This window comes from Blastococcus sp. SYSU DS0753 (genome assembly GCF_054051175.1).
This window is the reverse complement of record NZ_JBJHAT010000025.1, coordinates 40,491-57,595: the sequence shown is the minus strand read 5'-3', so window position 1 is coordinate 57,595 and position 17,105 is coordinate 40,491. Positions and strand designations below refer to the sequence as shown.

At 75.6% G+C, this 17,105-nt stretch carries 19 protein-coding genes; 9 read left to right on the top strand and 10 right to left on the bottom strand.

The window, feature by feature from the left end; all coding sequences use genetic code 11:
* Positions 1–12 precede the first annotated feature (12 nt).
* From ACI799_RS16800 to coxB, 8 genes are read right to left on the bottom strand one after another with little or no spacing between them, the layout of a single operon-like run.
* The gene (locus ACI799_RS16800) at positions 13–1,287 is read right to left on the bottom strand and encodes a cytochrome b N-terminal domain-containing protein (RefSeq protein WP_456589322.1); all 1,275 of its coding nucleotides are present in this window, start codon (positions 1,285–1,287) and stop codon (positions 13–15) included.
* Positions 1,284–2,099 carry a QcrA and Rieske domain-containing protein gene (locus ACI799_RS16795; protein ID WP_456613511.1) on the bottom strand — a complete coding sequence of 272 codons (816 nt, stop codon included), beginning with the start codon at positions 2,097–2,099 and terminating at the stop codon, positions 1,284–1,286. The genes ACI799_RS16800 and ACI799_RS16795 overlap by 4 nt, the downstream gene beginning before the upstream one ends.
* Positions 2,096–2,929: a c-type cytochrome gene (locus ACI799_RS16790; RefSeq protein ID WP_456613510.1), complete on the bottom strand. Its 834-nt coding sequence runs from the start codon at positions 2,927–2,929 to the stop codon at positions 2,096–2,098. Before ACI799_RS16790 ends, ACI799_RS16795 begins: the two co-directional genes overlap by 4 nt.
* Positions 2,926–3,312, bottom strand: coding sequence for a c-type cytochrome (locus tag ACI799_RS16785; RefSeq protein ID WP_456589319.1), 387 nt, complete (start codon positions 3,310–3,312; stop codon positions 2,926–2,928). Before ACI799_RS16785 ends, ACI799_RS16790 begins: the two co-directional genes overlap by 4 nt.
* Positions 3,309–3,779 carry a hypothetical protein gene (locus ACI799_RS16780; RefSeq protein WP_456589318.1) on the bottom strand — a complete coding sequence of 157 codons (471 nt, stop codon included), beginning with the start codon at positions 3,777–3,779 and terminating at the stop codon, positions 3,309–3,311. The genes ACI799_RS16785 and ACI799_RS16780 overlap by 4 nt, the downstream gene beginning before the upstream one ends.
* On the bottom strand, positions 3,776–4,384 hold the full coding sequence (locus ACI799_RS16775; RefSeq protein WP_456589317.1) for a cytochrome c oxidase subunit 3: 609 nt from the start codon (positions 4,382–4,384) through the stop codon (positions 3,776–3,778). Before ACI799_RS16775 ends, ACI799_RS16780 begins: the two co-directional genes overlap by 4 nt.
* Entirely contained in the window at positions 4,381–6,285 is a 1,905-nt protein-coding gene (gene ctaD, locus ACI799_RS16770; protein ID WP_456613509.1) for a cytochrome c oxidase subunit I, read from the bottom strand. The genes ACI799_RS16775 and ctaD overlap by 4 nt, the downstream gene beginning before the upstream one ends.
* A complete protein-coding gene (gene coxB / locus ACI799_RS16765; RefSeq protein ID WP_456589315.1) occupies positions 6,282–7,238 on the bottom strand; it encodes a cytochrome c oxidase subunit II in 957 nt (318 codons plus the stop codon). The genes ctaD and coxB overlap by 4 nt, the downstream gene beginning before the upstream one ends.
* A gap of 146 nt (positions 7,239–7,384) precedes the next feature.
* Here coxB and ACI799_RS16760 point away from each other — a divergent pair, with 146 nt between their 5' ends.
* The 9 genes from ACI799_RS16760 (at position 7,385) to ACI799_RS16720 (ending at position 15,076) form a co-directional block, all read left to right on the top strand.
* Positions 7,385–8,035: an ABC transporter ATP-binding protein gene (locus ACI799_RS16760; RefSeq protein WP_456589314.1), complete on the top strand. Its 651-nt coding sequence runs from the start codon at positions 7,385–7,387 to the stop codon at positions 8,033–8,035.
* Complete coding sequence (locus ACI799_RS16755) at positions 8,032–8,709, top strand: heme exporter protein CcmB (RefSeq protein WP_456589313.1); 678 nt, start codon at positions 8,032–8,034, stop codon at positions 8,707–8,709. Before ACI799_RS16760 ends, ACI799_RS16755 begins: the two co-directional genes overlap by 4 nt.
* Before the next feature lie 77 nt (positions 8,710–8,786).
* On the top strand, positions 8,787–9,524 hold the full coding sequence (gene ccsA / locus ACI799_RS16750) for a cytochrome c biogenesis protein CcsA (RefSeq protein WP_456613508.1): 738 nt from the start codon (positions 8,787–8,789) through the stop codon (positions 9,522–9,524).
* 91 nt (positions 9,525–9,615) lie between these two features.
* The gene (locus ACI799_RS16745; RefSeq protein WP_456589311.1) at positions 9,616–10,029 is read left to right on the top strand and encodes a cytochrome c maturation protein CcmE; all 414 of its coding nucleotides are present in this window, start codon (positions 9,616–9,618) and stop codon (positions 10,027–10,029) included.
* Positions 10,026–12,023 (top strand): heme lyase CcmF/NrfE family subunit, encoded by a 1,998-nt coding sequence (locus tag ACI799_RS16740; protein ID WP_456599523.1) that lies wholly within the window; start codon positions 10,026–10,028, stop codon positions 12,021–12,023. The genes ACI799_RS16745 and ACI799_RS16740 overlap by 4 nt, the downstream gene beginning before the upstream one ends.
* On the top strand, positions 12,020–12,559 hold the full coding sequence (locus ACI799_RS16735) for a TlpA family protein disulfide reductase (protein ID WP_456589309.1): 540 nt from the start codon (positions 12,020–12,022) through the stop codon (positions 12,557–12,559). Before ACI799_RS16740 ends, ACI799_RS16735 begins: the two co-directional genes overlap by 4 nt.
* Entirely contained in the window at positions 12,556–13,758 is a 1,203-nt protein-coding gene (locus ACI799_RS16730; protein WP_456613507.1) for a cytochrome c-type biogenesis protein CcmH, read from the top strand. Before ACI799_RS16735 ends, ACI799_RS16730 begins: the two co-directional genes overlap by 4 nt.
* Positions 13,755–14,165, top strand: coding sequence for a hypothetical protein (locus tag ACI799_RS16725; RefSeq protein WP_456589307.1), 411 nt, complete (start codon positions 13,755–13,757; stop codon positions 14,163–14,165). Before ACI799_RS16730 ends, ACI799_RS16725 begins: the two co-directional genes overlap by 4 nt.
* Positions 14,162–15,076, top strand: a complete 915-nt coding sequence (locus ACI799_RS16720; protein ID WP_456613506.1) for a cytochrome c oxidase assembly protein — start codon at positions 14,162–14,164, stop codon at positions 15,074–15,076. Before ACI799_RS16725 ends, ACI799_RS16720 begins: the two co-directional genes overlap by 4 nt.
* A gap of 13 nt (positions 15,077–15,089) precedes the next feature.
* Here the strand turns inward: ACI799_RS16720 and ACI799_RS16715 are convergent, their stop codons facing one another.
* Positions 15,090–15,494, bottom strand: coding sequence for a phage holin family protein (locus ACI799_RS16715; protein WP_456589305.1), 405 nt, complete (start codon positions 15,492–15,494; stop codon positions 15,090–15,092).
* A gap of 48 nt (positions 15,495–15,542) precedes the next feature.
* On the bottom strand, positions 15,543–17,060 hold the full coding sequence (locus ACI799_RS16710) for a phytoene desaturase family protein (RefSeq protein WP_456613505.1): 1,518 nt from the start codon (positions 17,058–17,060) through the stop codon (positions 15,543–15,545).
* Between the last annotated feature and the right edge of the window lie 45 nt (positions 17,061–17,105).

Here is a 17,105-nt window from a genome sequence, read left to right as displayed (position 1 = left end):
CGACGCCCGGGGTCAGAGCGGGGACTGGCGGGAGCGCCGCCGGGCGTACCAGAACAGAGCGCCCGCGAGCACCGGCGGGGCCGCCACCAGCGCGATGCGCAGGAACCAGATGACGGTGACCACCTCCAGCCCGAGCACCTGGGCGATCACGTCGCTGGCCGCCCCCGCGCCCGTCACCGCGCCGAGCACCACGACGAAGGTGACGAAGGCGACGCGGAACGGCGCGTCGAGCGGCCGCTCGCTGAGGTCGAGGTCGGCTTCCGGACGCCGGCGGAACAGCCGCTCCAGCAGCGGGTAGACCAGCACCGCCCCGCCGATGAGCACCGGCAGCAGGACACCGCCCAGGAACGGGTTGGTGATCGTCGCCCCCAGGATGCTGAACTCCACGGCCGGCAGGAGGAGGATGCCGCCCTCGGCCGGGAACAGGTACCAGTCCGGGTACATGTCGTTGCCGGCCACACCGGGCAGGTACGGGCCGATGTGCAGGACGTCCCCGAAGGGGACCAGCGCGGCGGAGACGACGAGCAGCGTGGTGGTCAGCAGGGTGAGCAGCAGCGCGCGGGACCGCAGCCCGCTCCGGCCGGGGGTCGCCACGACCAGCTGCCCGTCGGGGCGACGGCGCCGCGGCAGGACTGTGTGCCGCTGGCGGACGACGAGCCACAGGTGGACGGCGAGCAACCCTCCGAAGGCGACCGGCAGCAGCAGGACGTGCAGCCAGAACAGCCGGGGGACGACGTCGGCGACGTCCGGGCCCGCGAAGACGAGGTCGGCCAGCTCCCCGCCGAGCCAGGGCATGCTCGCCGCGATCGAGTACCCGATCCGGACGCTGCTGCCGGTGATCACGTCGTACACCAGGTTCTGGCCCGACCAACCCAGCGCGAAGGCCAGTGCGAGCAGGACCAGGCCGAGCAGGTAGTTCGAGATGCGGCGACCCCGGAAGGCCCCGGCGAGGAGCACCCGGAGCACGTGCAGCAGCAGCGCCGCGACGAACAGGTAGCTCGCCACCCGGTGCACCCGGCGCAGCAGCAGCCCGCCGGGCAGGTCGTGGCTGATCGAGACGACGGAGGAGAACGCGGCCGGCAGCTCCCGGCCGTCGTAGAGGTCGGCCGAGCCCTGGTACTCCACCAGCTCGGCCGACGGCTCGTAGAAGAAGGTCAGCACCAGCCCGGTCAGCAGCAGGACGGCGAAGCAGATCACCGCGACCGGCCCCAGCAGGAACGACCAGTGCGTCGGGACGAACAGCTCGCGTAGCCACCGGGGCCGGGTGGGGGCTTCCTGGACGCTCATCCGCGCACCGGACCGATGGGCGTCGCGAAGTCGCCGAGGGCCACCAGGAAGCCGTCCGCGTCGACGCCGAGGGGGAGCTGGGGGAGGGGGCGCGACGCCGGCCCGAACGTCGGTACCGCCCCGCGCGCCGCGTCGAAGGTGGCCTGGTGGCAGGGGCAGAACAGCGAGTCGCTGTCCTCCTGGTACAGCCCGACCGGGCAGCCGGCGTGCGTGCAGACCTTCGAGTAGGCGACCAGCCGTTCGCCGACGACCCAGTCGAGGACCGTCGGCGGCTGCGCGCTCTGCGCGGAGAGCCGCACCAGCACGACCGCCGCCAGGTCCTCCCGGGCGGCGCCCTCGGGCCACACGGTGCCGAAGCCGCCGATCGGCACGTCCGCCGCGCGGATCCGCTGGCCCTCGGCGGTCACCAGGTGCGTCCCCCGCCGCCAGCTGGTGGCCGGCGGCTCGTCCCGGCCCAGCCAGGCGAGCAGGCCGATCCCGGCGAGCGCGCCGACGCCGACGCCACCGAGGACCCAGCGCCGGCGGACCGGGTGACCGGCGACCGCCGCGAGCAGCGGTGCGTCCCCCGGCTCGCGCTGGCCCGGCCAGACGAGCTCCTGATCCTCGTCAGCGGGCAGCGCGGCGGCCACGACGAGAGCGGCGCACAGCGTGCCGATGCCGAGGAGCAGCCCGAGCGCGGAGGTGGGCCAGTCCAGCACCAGGCCCGCCACGAACGCCGCGAGCAGGATCGCCGCCACGGCTCCGGCCGCGAGCGGGACCGGGCGGCGCAGGAGCGCGGGGCGGGACTCCGGGCGGGGCTCCGTGGCCGTCACTGCTCCGTGCCCTCCCTGTCCTCCGGGTCCGAGGGGGTGCGCCCGGCCGGTTCCGGGGCCGATCGCCGGCCGGTCCGGACGACGAGCACCAGCGCGCCCGCCATGGCCAGGGCGATCAGGCCGGTGAAGACACCGCCGTAGACGCGACTGACGTCCGAGAGCCCCAGGGGTGTGGTCTCGGCGTCCGACAGGTCCTGCACGTAGGCGGCGATGTCGGCGGCGTCCTGCTCGCTGAGGACCTCGTCGCCGAACCGGGGCATCTCGAACGGGCCGACCCGGATCGCCTCCACGATGCCGGTGGGGTCGATGCCGGTGACCTCCGGGGCGACCGTCCCGTCGGCCGAGATGCCGCCGTTGCCCCCGGCGCTGTGGCAGGGCGCGCAGTTGGTCAGCCAGAGCGGCTGCCCGCGGCCCGGGTCGCCTGCCCCCACCTCCGGGATCCCGCCCTCCAGGTCGAACTCCTCGGCCATCCAGGTGACGACCGCTTCGCGCTGGGCGTCGGTGAGCTGTTCCTCCACGGCGCCGACCGGCCGGTGCAGGATCGGCATCCGGCCGGTGCGGATGACCAGGTCGACGTAGGCCACCGGCAATCCGCGCAGGTCCGGCCCCGCCTCGTCGCCGGTCCCGGGGATGCCGCTGCCGTCGTTGTTGTGGCAGATCCCGCAGTACCGCTGGTAGACGGTCCCGCCGTCGGCGACCTCCTCGGCGGGCGGCGCCGGGGCCGGGGCGGCCTCGACCGGTGCCGCCACCAGGGTGAGGGCGACGCAGGCCGCGACCAGCGCCAGCACCTGGAGCAGGCGCGCGGCCGTCGGGATCCGGCGGCGGCTCACGAGGGCTCCAGCGAGTACAGGTAGGCGACGATGGCGTCGACGTCCTCGTCGGTCACCCCGAGGTCGGGCATCAGGTTGCCGGGGTCCAGCTCCTGGGGGTCCTGGATCCAGCTCCGCAGGTTCTCGGGCGTGTGGGGGAGCTGCCCGGCGATCACCCGCCGCTCGACGAGCGTCCCGAGCGGCGGACCCACCCGGCCCTGCGGCCCGGTCACCCCCGGCACCTGGTGGCAGGCCGCGCAGCCGTACTCGCGCAGCAGCTCGCGCCCGCGGTCCGCGGACACCTGCGGCTCGCCGGTCGCGTCGGTGCAGGCGCTCAGCCCGGCCGCGGCGGCCACGAGCGCCGCCGCCAGCCGGGCCCGCATTCCCCGCCGTCCCCCGGTCACCAGCACGGTCCGTACACGAGGACGGGGGGCAGCGCCAGCACGATCAGGCCGACCGCCAGCAGGTTCATGGTGAGGCCGGTGAGCGCGAGCAGCCGGTTGCGCGCGGGGCTCGGCACCGGGTCCCAGGCGCCGGCCGGGGGCGCGTCCGCGGGGTCGCGCCGACGCCGCCAGGGCAGCAGCGGCCGGAGCTCGGGACCGGGGACGGCGGCGGACTCCGGCTGCGGTGGCAGGTGCCGCATCGACCACCAGGACGCCCAGGTCGCGGCCAGGGCCATGACCGTGAGGGCCACGGTCAGCACGACGAGGAAGACGGGGAGCGCCAGGCCCTCGGTGGGGCACCCGATCTCGATGAACCAGTAGCCGACCAGCAGGTGCAGCAGCCAGGCCGCGGTGCCACCGCCGACACCGAACCAGAACAGGACCGGCCGGCCGGCGGGGCGCTTGGTCTCCGGAGTCGCGGCGGTCACCAGAACCTCGGCGTCAGGTAGAGGGTGGCGGCGATGACGATCCAGGACCAGACCACGAAGTACCAGTAGTGCGCGGCGGTCACCGCCATCTCCTGCTCGCGGGGGGGCATGCTGCCGGTCCGCACGCGCAGTAGCACGATGCCCAGCCCGAGCAGGGCCAGGGCGGCGTTGACGTGGTGGAAGCCGGCGAGGGCGAGGAAGAGGGAGCCGTACACGTCGCGCTGCGGGTCGATGTCGTTGGCCGCGTAGTCGGCGAACTGCACGAGGAGGAACGCCACCCCGAGGACGACGGCGGCGGCCAGCGCGGCGGGGACCCGGCCGGCCGCCTTCCCGGCCCGCGCCGACAGGTGGACCGCGGCCACCGGGACGGCGCTGAGCAGCAGCAGCGCGGTGGCGACCGCGGTCAGCCCCAGCGCGGGGGCGGGCGCCGGCTCGGGCGGCCACGTGTCGAAGCCGTCGCGCAGGTAGAAGTAGGAGAACAGCAGCGCCGCGAGCATCGACACCAGGACGAGCTGGAGCAGCAGCATCCCCCACCACCCGGTGCCGCGGGCGATGTGCGGGGCCGGACGGGGGGCGGCGTCCCCGGCGTGTCCGCTGGTCCTCACAGCCGGTCCTGCCTGTTCCAGACCCAGGCCACACCGGTCACGACCGCGGCGAGCACACCGGTGAGGGCGACGGGGTAGACGTCGATCATCGTGCCGATCAGGGCGACGGTGAGCGAGGAGGCCATCAGCAGCGGCCACCACGACTTCTGCGGCAGGGTGACCAGCTCCTCGGGGGCGGCGTCGAGGATGCTGGTGAGCACGACCTGCCGCACGGGAGCGCGGGGCTCGCGCAGCTCGTCCTGCCAGGTGGCCGGGTCGTACTTCGGCCGGAAGGGCCGGGTGTCCCACAGCGGCGAGCGGCTGGCGACCTCCGGGATGCCGCGGAAGTTGTAGGCCGGCGGCGGCGAGGTCGCGTACCAGTCCAGGGTCTCCCCGCCCCACGGGTCGTCCCCGGCCCGCTCGCCGTACCGCGCCGACAGCACCACGTTGCCCAGCGTCATGAGCAGGCCCAGGGTGAGGACGACGGTGCCCGCGGTCGCGATCGCCTGCGTGAGCTCCCACCCCGTGTTCTCCGCGTAGGTGTAGAGGCGGCGCGGCATGCCCTGCAGCCCGGTGATGTGCAGCGGGAAGAACGTCACGTTGAAGCCGACGAAGGTCAGCCAGAACGCCGTCTTGCCGATGCGTTCGTCGAGCAGGCGGCCGCTCATCTTCGGCATCCAGAAGTGGACGGCGGCCAGCACCGGGAAGAGGATCCCGCCGATGAGCACGTAGTGGAAGTGCGCGACGACGAAGTAGCTGTCGTGCGCCTGCTGGTCGAACGGGACCGAGGCGACCATCACCCCGGTGACCCCGCCGAGGACGAAGATCACGATGAAGCCGACGACGTACATCATCGGCGTCTTCCACACCGCCCGGCCCTGCCAGATGGTGGCGATCCACGCCGAGACCTGGATGGCGCTCGGGATCGGGATGAACAGGCTCGCCACGGAGAAGAAGGCCAGCCCGAGCTGCGGGATCCCCGTCACGAACATGTGGTGCACCCACACGCCGAACGACAGGATGCCGATGGCGACCGTCGAGACGGCGATCAGGCTGTAGCCGACGATCCGGCTGCGGGCGAAGACCGGCACGATCGTGGAGACGATGCCCAGCCCCGGCAGCAGGATGATGTAGACCTCGGGGTGGCCGAAGAACCAGAACAGGTGCTGCCAGAGCAAGGACTCGCCACCGGCCGCCGGATCGTAGAAGTGCGTGCCGATCTTGCGGTCCAGCTCGAGGAGCACGCTGGCGACCACCAGCGGCGGGAACGCGAAGATGACGGCGATCCCGGTGACCAGCACGTTCCACGCCAGCAGCGGCATCTGGCTGATCTTCATGCCCGGCGCCCGGTACCGGAGGATCAGCACCACCAGCTCGACCGCCCCGGCGATCGTCGCGATCTCCACGAACGTCACGCCCAGCAGCCAGAAGTCCATCGAGTTGCTCGGGGAGTACTCGGGCCCGGTGAGCGGGGTGTAGGCGAACCAGCCGCCGTCGGGGACCTGGCCGAACAGGAAGCTGCTGTAGAGGAAGATCCCGCCGAGCACGTAGATGTACCAGCCGAAGGCGGTCAGCCGGGGGAACGGCAGGTCCCGGGTGCCGAGCATGAGCGGCAGGAAGTACATCGCGAAGGCTTCGCCCACCGGCACGGCGAACAGGAACATCATCGTCGTGCCGTGCATGGTGAACAGCTCGTTGTAGGTCTGCGCGTCGAGGAAGGTGCTCTCGGCGCTCCCGAGCTGCCAGCGCATCAGCACCGACTGGATGCCGCCCAGGGCGAAGAAGACGAACGCGGTGATGAGGAAGCGCTGGCCCACCTGCTTGTGGTTGAGGGCCGTGAACCAGCCGGCCAGGCCGGGTGGGGTGGCCCACGTGGCGGCGAGCCGGTCCTCTGTGGCCGGGGGATCCTGCAGCGCGGTCATTCGAGGCTCTCCAGATAGGCCAGCAGCGCTTGCAGGTCGTCGCCCGAGAGGTTGTTCGGCGGCATGCGGACCCCCGACTTGAGGCCCTGCGGGTCGAGGATCCAGCCCGCCAGGTTGCCCCGCGTGTTCTCGAGCATCCCCGCGGCGATCGTGTCCCGGGACGCGAGGTGGGTGAGGTCCGGGGCGAAGTCGTCCCCCTCGCTGACGTCCTCGATCCGGTGGCACTGCCCGCAGCCCGCGGCCAGGTACACCTCGCGGCCGGCCTCCTCGAGCTCGCCGTCCGGCTCCGCGGAGCCCGCCTGCAACGCGACCAGGTGGTCGGCGAACTCGTCCTCCTCCTGGGCGACGAGGACGAACTGCATGCGGGCGTGCTGGATGCCGCAGAACTCGGCGCACTCCCCGAGGTAGCGACCGGCCTCCTCGACCTGGAAGGACAGGACGTTGGTCTGCCCGGGGAGGAGGTCGAGCTTGCCGGCCACCGGCGGGATCCAGAGGCTGTGGATCACGTCCGCCGACGTCATCTCCAGCCGGACGGGGCGGCCGACCGGCACGTGGATCTCGTTGGCGGTCACCACGTCGGCGTCGGGGTAGCGCACCTCCCACCAGAACTGGTGGCCGACGACCTCGACGGTGAGCGCCTCGGGAGGGGCAGGCCGGGAGATGTCGACGCCCACCACGAGGCTGTAGGCGAAGACGGCGGGCAGGACGACGATCGGGACGACCACGCCCCACACGGCGATGAAGGCCTTCGCGCCCCGGTTCGCGGCCCGTGGCTCGCGGCGCGCGCGGTGCCGGAGGGCCAGCACCAGGAACACCACGGTGGCCAGCCACAGCAGACCGCCCAGGACGATCATGAACCAGGTGAGGCCGGCGATCTGCGCCGCCTCGGGGCCCACGGGATCGAGCACCGAGCCTGGCTCCGGTGCGGCCACCGGAGCGAGGTCGGCTGGCACGATCGCACCTCCGTGGCGGGCTGGTCGGGCTGCCCCTCCGGGGAGGGCTCCCGTGCGGTCCCGTCCGACCCTAGTGGCTGGCTTCGGCCGCACAACCGCAGCTGCTCGGCCCGGGCGCGGGCGGCGGTGGCACCATCCTCGGCACGATGACCCAGTCGAGGACCGGCCGCCCTGCCGCGGGGGAACCGCCGGTGCTGTGCCTGCAGGAGGTGGCCCGCCGCTACGGCGGGCGGACCGCGCTCGCCCCCCTGACGCTGCGGCTGTCGGCCGGCGCGGTCTGCGTCGTCGGCGGGGGGAACGGCGCCGGCAAGACCACGCTGCTGCGGATCGCGGCGGGGCTGGTGGAGCCGACGTCGGGCACCCGGTCGGTGACCGGGCACGCGCTGTACCTGCGCCCCGGGGCGGCCGCGCGCCGTCGGCAGCGGGCACTGGACGCCGTGACGTTCGCCGGCGCCCTGGCCGGCCGGGAGCAGCCGGCCGGTGCCGCTGCGGCGGCCCTCACCGCGTGCGGGCTCCCCGAGGAGTTGTGGGGACAGGAGGCCGGCCGCCTCTCGGCGGGGCAGCGGGCGCGGGTGACCCTCGCCGTGGCCCGCGTGGTGACCCCGGCGGTGGTGTGCCTCGACGAGCCCATGGAGCACCTCGACGCGACCGGACGCGAGGCAGTGCGCCGGACGGTCGAGGACCTGGCCGGTGACGGGGCGGCGGTGCTCGTCGCGGGCTCGGAGGTGGCCGCCGGCCTGGGCCCGGTCGACGCCCGCCTGGAGCTCGTCGGGGGAGCTGCGACGGTGCTCGGGTGAGCGGGGGAGGTGGACAGCGGCAGGGCCGCGCCGGCGTGCTGCGCACCGTTCCCCTGCTGGTCCGGCGGGATGCGCGGATCGCCCTGGGTGGCGTCGACGGCTTCGCCTCGGTGCTGCCGTTCGTCGCGGCCGGGGTCGTGCTGGGGGGTCTCGTGCTCGGCCCCGACCCCGTCGCGCTCCGGGCCGCCGCGCCCGGCCTGGTCTGGCTGCTCGTGCTCACCGCCGCGGTTCCGCTGGCCCGGCTGGTCGCGGCGGCGGAGCGCGACGAGGACTCCTGGGACCTGCTGCGCGGCCTGGTCCCGGCCGGGGCGCTGTTCCTCGCCAAGGCCGCCGTCCTCTGGACCGCGCTCGCGGTCACCTGGACCACGGGGACCGTCCTCGCCGTCCTGCTCCTCGACGGCCCCGTCTCCCTCGCCGGGTGCGCGGCGGCGGCGCTCGGCCTGGGCGGCGTCGCGGCGAGCACCACGGTGTTCGGCGCCCTGCTGGCGGCCTCGGCCCGCGGTGCGGGCCTGCTCGCGGCCCTGGTGCTCCCCGCCGGGCTGCCCGCCCTGCTGGCCGGGACGCAGGCCGGCGTCGTGGCGGAGCCGCTCCCGTGGCTGGTGCTGCTGGTCGCCTACGACCTGGTCGCCGGGGCGACCGCCTGGGCCGTCTTCCCCTTCCTCCTGGAGGAGTGAGAGGCTGGCCGGGTCCCCGCTGACCCAGCCGTCCCCGGGCCTTCCCGGGCGGGGACCGGTCGACAGGAGGAGCGAGCGTGCGTAGGACTCCGGTGCCCGGCGGTGCGCTCCTCCCCGCCGCCGCTGCCGGGGCGACCGCGGTCGCGCTGGTCCTGGCGCTCGTCGTCGCCCCCGAGGACGGGGTGCAAGGTCCGGCGCAGCGGTTGATGTACGTGCACGTCCCGGCCGCCTGGGTGGCCTACCTGGCGTTCGCGACCGTGCTGGTGTGCAGCGTGGGCTACCTGGTGCGCCGTGAGCTCGGCTTCGACCGGTACGCGCAGGCGGCCGCCGAGCTGGGCGTCGGGCTGACGGCGCTGGCGATCGCGCTGGGCATGCTGTGGGGCCGCCCGGTCTGGGGCGTCTGGTGGACGTGGGATGCCCGGCTGGTGACGACGGCGGTGCTCCTGCTGGTCTACGTCGCCTACCTCGGCGTCCGCCGGATGGCCGACGACCCGCACGTCGCCGCCCGCCGGTCCGCGGCCATCGGCATCGTCGCCTTCCTCAACGTGCCGGTCGTGCACTTCTCGGTCGTCTGGTGGCGGACGCTGCACCAGCCGCCCACCGTGCTCGGCCCCGAGGGCAGCCCACCGATCCACGCCACGATGGCGTGGGCGCTGGGCGCGGGCGTCCTCGCCTTCACCCTCCTCGCGGTGCTCGTCGTCCGCCGCCGGGTCGCCCGGCTGCGGGCGGAGGCGTCCGAGCCGGCCGGCGCGCCCGCCGGTGCCGGCGGCGAGGAGGCGCCGGTGATCACCGTCGTCCCCGGGGGCGGCCGGTGAGCGGGCAGCTGGCGGTGGTCCTCGGCTACCTGCTCACGCTGCTGGTGTGGGCCGGGTACCTGTGGGCCACCCGGCCCGGGCGGGGTGACCGGTGAGCCGGTCCACCGCGCGGCGGCGCACCCTGTCGCTCCGGCTGCTGGTGGTGGTCGGGGCGGTCTCCGGCGCGCTCGCCCTGCTGGGGGTCAGCGGGCTCGCCGACACCCTCGTCTACTACCGCACGCCGACGGAGGTCGTCGCGGAGCAGCCGGCGGAGGACGAGCGGCTGCGCCTCGGGGGTCTGGTGCAGGCCGGCTCCCTGGAGCGCGTCGGCGCGGAGGCCCGGTTCACCGTCACCGACGGCGTCGGGACCCTTCCCGTCGTCTACTCCGGGGCACTGCCGGCGGTGTTCGCCGAGGGGCAGGGCGCCGTCGTCGAGGGGTGGCTGCGCGCGGACGGCGTCTTCGTGGGCGACCTGGTCCTGGTCAAGCACTCCAACGAGTACCAGCCGATCGGGGAGACCGGGTGACGGCGCTGCTCGGGACCGCCTCGCTGGCCTCGGGACTCGTCCTCGCGCTCACGTCCGTGGCGGCCTGGGTGGGCGTCGCGACGGGCCGCGCGCCGGCCGGATCGGCGCGGCGGCTGACCTATGCCGTCCTCGGGACGGCGCTGGCGGCCGCCGCCGTGCTCGAGTGGGCGCTCCTCACCCACGACTTCGGCGTGCGGTACGTGGCGGAGAACGGCGGTCGCGCCGTGCCGCTGTACTACACGGTGACCAGCCTCTGGTCCGCCCTGGAGGGGTCGCTGCTGCTCTGGCTGGTGGTGCTCGCCGGCTACGCCGCCGCGGTCGCCCGCCGCCCGGACGCGCGGGCCGCCCGGCACCACCCCTGGGTGCTGGTGACGCTGTCGGTCGTCGCCGCCTTCTTCTTCGCGCTCGCGCTGTTCGGGGGCAACGCGTTCGAGCGGGTCTCCCCGGCGCCCACCGACGGCCCGGGCCCGAACCCGCTGCTGCAGGACAACCCGCTCATGGGGGCGCACCCCCCGCTGCTGTACCTGGGGTACGTCGGACTCGCGGTCCCCTTCGCCTACGCGGTCGCGGCCCTCGTCACCGGGGACACCGGGCGCGGCTGGCTGCTGGCCGTCCGCCGGTGGACCCTCGTGTCCTGGACCTTCCTGACGCTGGGGATCGTGCTCGGCGCCTGGTGGTCCTACGCGGTGCTGGGCTGGGGCGGCTACTGGGCGTGGGACCCGGTGGAGAACGCCTCCCTGCTGCCGTGGCTGACGGCCACGGCGCTGCTGCACTCCGCCATGGTGCAGGAGCGGCGGGCGACCCTGCGGGTGTGGAACGTCTGCCTGGCCGTCGCCTCCTTCGTGCTCGTGCTGGTCGGCACGTTCCTGACCCGCAGCGGCATCGTCGACAGCGTCCACGCCTTCAGCCGGTCGTCGCTGGGTGCGCTGCTCCTGGGGTTCGTCGCCGTCGTGCTGGTCGTCGTCGCGGTGCTGCTGGTGTGGCGGGCCGACCGGCTCGGGCCCGACGGGACCCTGTCCGCCCGGCTCTCCCGGGAGACGGTGTTCCTCGGGAACAACGTGCTGCTGGTCGGGCTGGCCTTCACCGTCCTGCTGGGCACCCTCTTCCCGGTGTTCGCCCAGCTGGCCGACGGCCGCCAGGTGTCGGTGGGCCCGCCCTACTACAACCAGATGGCGGTGCCGGTCGCGCTCGTCGTGCTGCTGCTGATGGCGCTGGGTCCGCTGGTGTCGTGGGGGAGCGACTCGGTGCCGGCGCTCGCCCGCCGGGTGGCGGTGCCGGTCGCCGTCGCCGTCGGGCTGGTCGCGCTGCTGGTGGTGCTGGGCGTCTCCGGCGCCGCGGCGCTGACCGCGTTCGGCCTGGCCGCCCTCGTCCTGGCCACGTCGGTGCAGCTGGTCGGCCAGGGGACGCGCGTCGTCCGGCGGGCCACCGGCCGGTCGTGGCCGCGGGCGCTGCTGGAGGCCGGCCGCCGCCGGCGCCGGTTGTACGGCGGGCTGGTCGTGCACGTCGGGGTGGCGCTGGCCGCCGTCGCCGTGGCGGCGTCCTCCTCCTTCGCGACGGCGACGGAGCAGCGCGTCGCGGTGGGGGACGCGGTGAGCGCGGCGGGCTGGACGGCGCGGCTGGAATCGGTGGAACGCGAGCGGACGGCGCAGGAGATGCGCGTGGTCGCGCGGCTGGAGCTGGAGGAGGCCGGCCGGGCGAGGGGCGCGGCCGCGCCCGAGCTGCGGACGTTCCCCGCGCACTCCATCACGGTGGCCTCGCCGGCGGTCCGGTCCACGCTCGCCGGTGACGTCTACCTGACCGTCACCGAGGTCGACCCGGACGGCGGGTGGGCGTTGGTCCGGATCGCGGTGAACCCGCTGGTCTCCTGGCTCTGGATCGCCGGCGGGGTGATGGCGCTGGGGGCCGCGGTGGCCGGCTGGCCCGCCCGCCGCGTCCGGCGGGGGCAGCAGGCGTCGGAGGAACCCGCGTCGAGCCTGTCGTCGGGGGAGCGGTGAGTGGCCGGCGGCGGTGGCTGCTGCTGGTCCCCGCCCTGCTCGTGGGTCTGGTGCTGACCGTGCCGCTCGCGCTCGCGCTGGACCGGCCCGAGGGGGCCCCCTCCACGGCGATCGTGGGGAGCCCGGCCCCGGCCCTGGCGGGTGCCACCCTGGACGGTGGGCACGTCGACCTCGCGGACCTGCGCGGTTCGGTGGTGCTCGTGAACGTCTGGGCTTCGTGGTGCGCGCCGTGCCGGGAGGAGATGCCGTTGCTGGTCGAGACGGCGCGGCAGTGGGGGCCGCAGGGCCTGCGGGTCGTCGGCATCGACGTGAACGACGACGACGACGCCGCCCGCGAGTTCCTCGCGGGCGTCGGCGGCACCCCGTTCCCGAGCGTGGCCGACGCCGACGGCCGGCTGGCCGTGGAGTGGGGGACGACGGGTGTGCCCGAGACCTTCGTCGTCGACCGGGACGGCACGGTCGTCGCCCGCCGGGTGGGCGCGGTCTCCGCCGCGTGGCTGGCGGACGAGGTGCTGCCGCGGCTGGAGGCGGGGTGAGCGGCCGGGCGCGGGTCCTGGCCGTCGTGCTCGCGGTGCTCGCCCTCGTCGCCGCGCTGTGGTGGCGCCAGGAGCCGGTCACGCAGCCCGATCCGGCGGCGACCGCGCGGGAGATCGCGGCCGGACTGCGGTGCCCCACCTGTGCGGGCGAGTCCGCGGCGGACTCGGCGGCGCCGGCGGCCCGGGGGATGCGGGCGGTCATCGCCGAGCAGGTGGCGGCGGGCGAGAGCCCCGAGGAGATCCGCGCCTGGTTCGTGGGGCGCTACGGCGAGTGGATCCTGCTCGACCCGCCCCGGGAGGGGGTGGGCTGGGCGCTGGTCGTCCTGCCGGGGGTGGCCCTGGTGGGCGGGGTGGTCGCGGTCGGCGTCCTGGTCTCCCGCCGGCGGCCGGGCAGCCGAATCACGTTGACCGACGCCGACCGCGCGGCGGCCGAGGCCGCCGTGGCCGCGGCCGCCGCGCGGCCGGACCGGCTGACCGGGTCGGGCGACGACGAGCGCCTGGAGGCGGCCCTGCAGCTGCTGGACGACGTCCGGTCCGGGCCGCGGACGACCGCGCAGGCGCGCGCCGCGGAGGACGAGCTGCTGGCCGAGATCCTGCGGCTGTCGGCCCCCCGGCGGGAGCCGGTCCCCGACGACCTCGGTGAGGGCGGCGCCCCGGCTCCGGAGGAGAGGCCGGTCCGGGTGCGGCGGACATGGCTGCCGCGACCGGCGGTCGTCGTCCCGGTGGTCGCCGTGGCCGCGGCCGGCGCCGTCGCCCTGGTCGCCGTCCCCCGCGCCGCGGCGCCCGCCGCCGCCGACGCCGCCGAAGAGGGATCCGCACCGGTGAGCGCCCCGGGCGCGGTCGGCGCCGACCCCGCCGACGAGCTGCTGCGGCAGGCGCGGGCGCTGGACGACGCCGGGCACTTCGCCGAGGCGGCGACCGGCTACCGGGCGGTGCTCGAGGAGCGGCCGGGCGACCCGGCGGTGGCGCTCTCGCTGGCGTTCGCCCTGCTCCGCGACGATCGGCCCGGCGAGGCCCGCCCCGTGGTGGAGACCGTGCTGGCCGAGCACCCCGAGCACCCGGAGGCGCTGCTCATGCTGGGGTCCGCGCAGCACGCGCTCGCCGACGACGCGGCGGCCGCCACGCTGCGGCGGTTCCTGGAGCTGGCCCCCGACCACCCGGCCGCCGACGCGGTCCGCGCCCTGCTGGAGGAGCCGTGACCGGGCGCCGGGCGCACCGGCGGCTGGTGCCGCTCGGGCTCGCGGTCCTCCTCAGCGGGTGCGCGGCCGGGGCCTCGTCCACGGCACCGGCGGCACCCGCGCCGCCGGCCGCCGACCAGCGCGTCGGGCTGACCGAGTGGGAGATCGTGACCGAGGGGCGTCCGCTGCTCCCGGGGGAGATCCGGCTCGTGGTGACCAACGCGGGAGCGGCGCCGCACGACCTCGCCGTCCGCGTCGACGGCGACCAACGTGCCGTCACCCCGGTGCTCGACCCGGGCGAGGCGCACGAGCTGGCGTTCGCGGTGGCGGCGGACGAGCGCGTGGAGCTGTGGTGCACCGTGACCGGCCACCACGCCGCGGGCATGCACACGGTCCTCGACGTGGTGGCCGGAGGGCCGGCGCGGTGAGGGGCGCCCCGGTCCCCGGCAGCACGCTGGCCCACCCGCTCGGCGGGGGCGGCGACTGGTCGTACGCGACGATCGCCTTCCTCGGGCTGGCCGCGCTCGGCTACGCCTGCCTGCTGGCCTGGACCGCGCCCCGTCGTCGCTCGCCCTGGGCGGCGGCCGGACCGGGGGCGGCCTGGCTGCTCGGCCTGACCGCGCTCGGCGCCGCCCTCGCCTCGCCGCTGGAGCGGCTGGCGGAGGACTCCCTCACCGCCCACATGACGCAGCACCTGCTGCTGACCATCGTCGCCGCGCCGCTGCTCGTGCTCGCCGATCCGGTGCCGCGCGTGCTCACCGCGCTGCCGCCCCGGGCCCGCGAGGTCCTCGCCCGCCCGTGGTCGGCGGTGGCCCGGGGTGCCCGTCGTCCCGCCGTGGTGCTCGGGGTGGCCGTCGGCTACCTGACCGTGGTCCTCCTCTGGCACCTGCCGGGGGCCTACGAGGCGGCGGTGCGCTCGGAGGCGGTGCACGTCGCCGAGCACCTGACGTTCCTCGCCGCGGGTGTCGTCTTCTGGTGGTGCGTGCTGCGCGTCCCGCGCCGACGGCTCGGCCAGCTCGTGGCGGGGCTGGTCGCCGTGCTCGTGCCGGCGTTCGGCGAGGCCGTGCTCGGTGGCGTCATGATGCTCTCGTCCAGCCCCTGGTACGGGGTGTACGTCGAGCGGGCCGCCGACCACGGCTTCGACCCCGTGGCCGACCAGCAGGTGGCCGGCGCCGTCCTGTGGGCCGCCGGCACCCCGGTCTACCTGCTGGCCGCCGTCGTGCTCGTCCTGCGCCTCGTCCGATCCGCGCCCGCGGACGACGCGCCGCAACCGGCGGTGCCCCCGATGCCCGACCGGTCGCGGTCGCCGCGCCCCGCTCTGGACGCCGCGCGGCGCTGAGCGCCGCGGTGCCTCAGCCCGCGGCCGGGCGGCGGGCTGAGGCGATGCGGACGTCGTCGCGCAGGCTCTCCACCGTCTCGTCCGGGACCAGCGGCCACGCACGGCGCAGCTCCGCGAGCGCACCCCCGAGGAGCGCGCCGGCGCCACCGGCGAGGAGCCCGGTCGCCAGCGCGGCGGAGGTGGCTGGGCTCACCCTGCGGTCCAGGGCGCGCAGCAGGAGGGCCGTCGCGCTGCCGACGGACATCGCGCCGAGGACGCCGGCGGCGCCGAGGAGTGCGCCGGCGCGACCGGCCTGCTTGGCCTTGCCGGCCAGCTCGGCCTGGGCGTGCTGCAGCTCCTGCCGGACCAGGGCCGAGAGGTCGGTGCTCAACGACTGAAGCAGGTCGCTGGTGGAGTTGCTCCGGGTCGGTTCGCTCATGGGTGCTCCTCGCGCTGTGGCGGGTGGACCGGTGCGGCACCACGTCCGCTACCCGCGGCCCCCGGGGTCCGAACCCGGGGCGCGCGAACCGGGGCGTCGGGCCGCGGGGGGCCGCAACGGGGGCCCGGTGCGCACGCCGAAGACCTCCCGCAGCGCCACCCGTGCCGCGTTGTCCCCGCACATGCCGTGGACGGCGGGTCCCGGTGGGGTGGCCGACGAGGCCAGGTAGGTGCCCGGCACGGGCGTCTTGTAGGTGTTCCACCGGGGCACCGGGCGGGCGAGCATCTGCCGGAGGGACGCCTCGCCGTTGGAGATCTCCCCGCCGACGTAGTTCGGGTTGTACGCCTCCATCTCGGGTGCGCGCATGGTGTGCCGGGCCAGGATCGTGTCGCGGAACCCCGGGGCGAACCGCTCCACCTGCGCCTCGATCCGGTCGGTCATGTCGACGTCGGACCCGTTCGGCACGTGCGCGTAGGCCCACAGCACGTGCCCCCCGGACGGTGCCCGCGTCGGGTCGGCCACGGTCGGCTGCACGGCGATCACGAACGGCCGGTCGGTGTCGCGTCCCGAGGAGGGGGCGGACTCGGCGGCAACGGTCTCGTCGAGGGTGCCCGACAGGTGCACGGTGCCGGCGCGGCGGACGTCGGCATGAGTCCAGGGCACCGGTTCCGACAGCGCCCAGTCGATCTTGAAGACGCCTGGGCCGTGGCGGTACCGGGAGACCCAGCGGCGGTACCCCTCGTGGACGCGGTCGCCGGCCAGCCGGACGAAGGCCTGCGGGGTGGTGTCCAGCAGGACCGCGGGGACGTCCTCGAACTCGCGCAGGTCGGTGACCTCGTGCCCGGTGACCACCTCACCTCCCTGTTCCCGGAGGGCGACGACCATCGCGTCGGCCAACCGCTGCGAGCCGCCCTCGACCACCGGCCAGCCGCTGTGGTGAGCCAGCATCCCCTGCAGCAGGCCGAGCCCGCCGGTGATCGCGCGGGTGAGGTCCAGCGTCCCGTGCGCGGCGGCCCCGGCGAGCAGTGCGCTCGGCTCCTCGGTGCGGAACCACCGGCGCGCCAGCCAGCGGACGTCGGGCAGGCCGTTGACGGCGAACGAGGCCATCGCCGGGAGGCTCCGGGTGGGGAACCGGCGCAGCGCGCTGCCGAGGAAGAACTCCACGAGGTCGTCGCCCGCGTCGACCAGCGGGCCGAGCAACCGGCGGTAGGCGGGGCCGTCGGACCCGAACCCGTCGGCCGTCTGCTCCAGCGACCGGTGGGCGACCGCGGCCCGGCCCTCGTCGAGGGGGTGGGCGTACGGGACCTCCGGGTGCAGGAGCCGCACGCCGCGGGACGGCAGGTCGAACTCGCGGAAGAACGGAGCGGCGGCCGCCATGGGGTGCACCGAGGCGCAGATGTCGGAGAGGAAGCCCGGCCGGGTCAGCTCGGCGGAGCGGATGCCTCCTCCGGGCCGGTCGTCGCGCTCGAGGACCTGCACCCGCAGCCCCGCGGCGGCCAGCCGCAGGGCCGCGGCCAGGCCGTTGGGCCCCGAGCCGACGACGACGGCATCCGGCTTCCCGCTCATCGTCCCCATGCTGGGCGACGAGCCCGGTGCGGGCGAGCCGGCGAC

Bases quoted from the DNA above. Each gene is read 5' to 3' on its own strand.
- ACI799_RS16710 (WP_456613505.1), bottom strand. From the start codon at position 17,060: ATGAGCGGGAAGCCGGATGCCGTCGTCGTCGGCTCGGGGCCCAACGGC.
- ACI799_RS16800 (WP_456589322.1), bottom strand. From the start codon at position 1,287: ATGAGCGTCCAGGAAGCCCCCACCCGGCCCCGGTGGCTACGCGAGCTG.
- ACI799_RS16715 (WP_456589305.1), bottom strand. From the start codon at position 15,494: ATGAGCGAACCGACCCGGAGCAACTCCACCAGCGACCTGCTTCAGTCG.
- ctaD (WP_456613509.1), bottom strand. From the start codon at position 6,285: ATGACCGCGCTGCAGGATCCCCCGGCCACAGAGGACCGGCTCGCCGCC.
- ACI799_RS16760 (WP_456589314.1), top strand. From the start codon at position 7,385: ATGACCCAGTCGAGGACCGGCCGCCCTGCCGCGGGGGAACCGCCGGTG.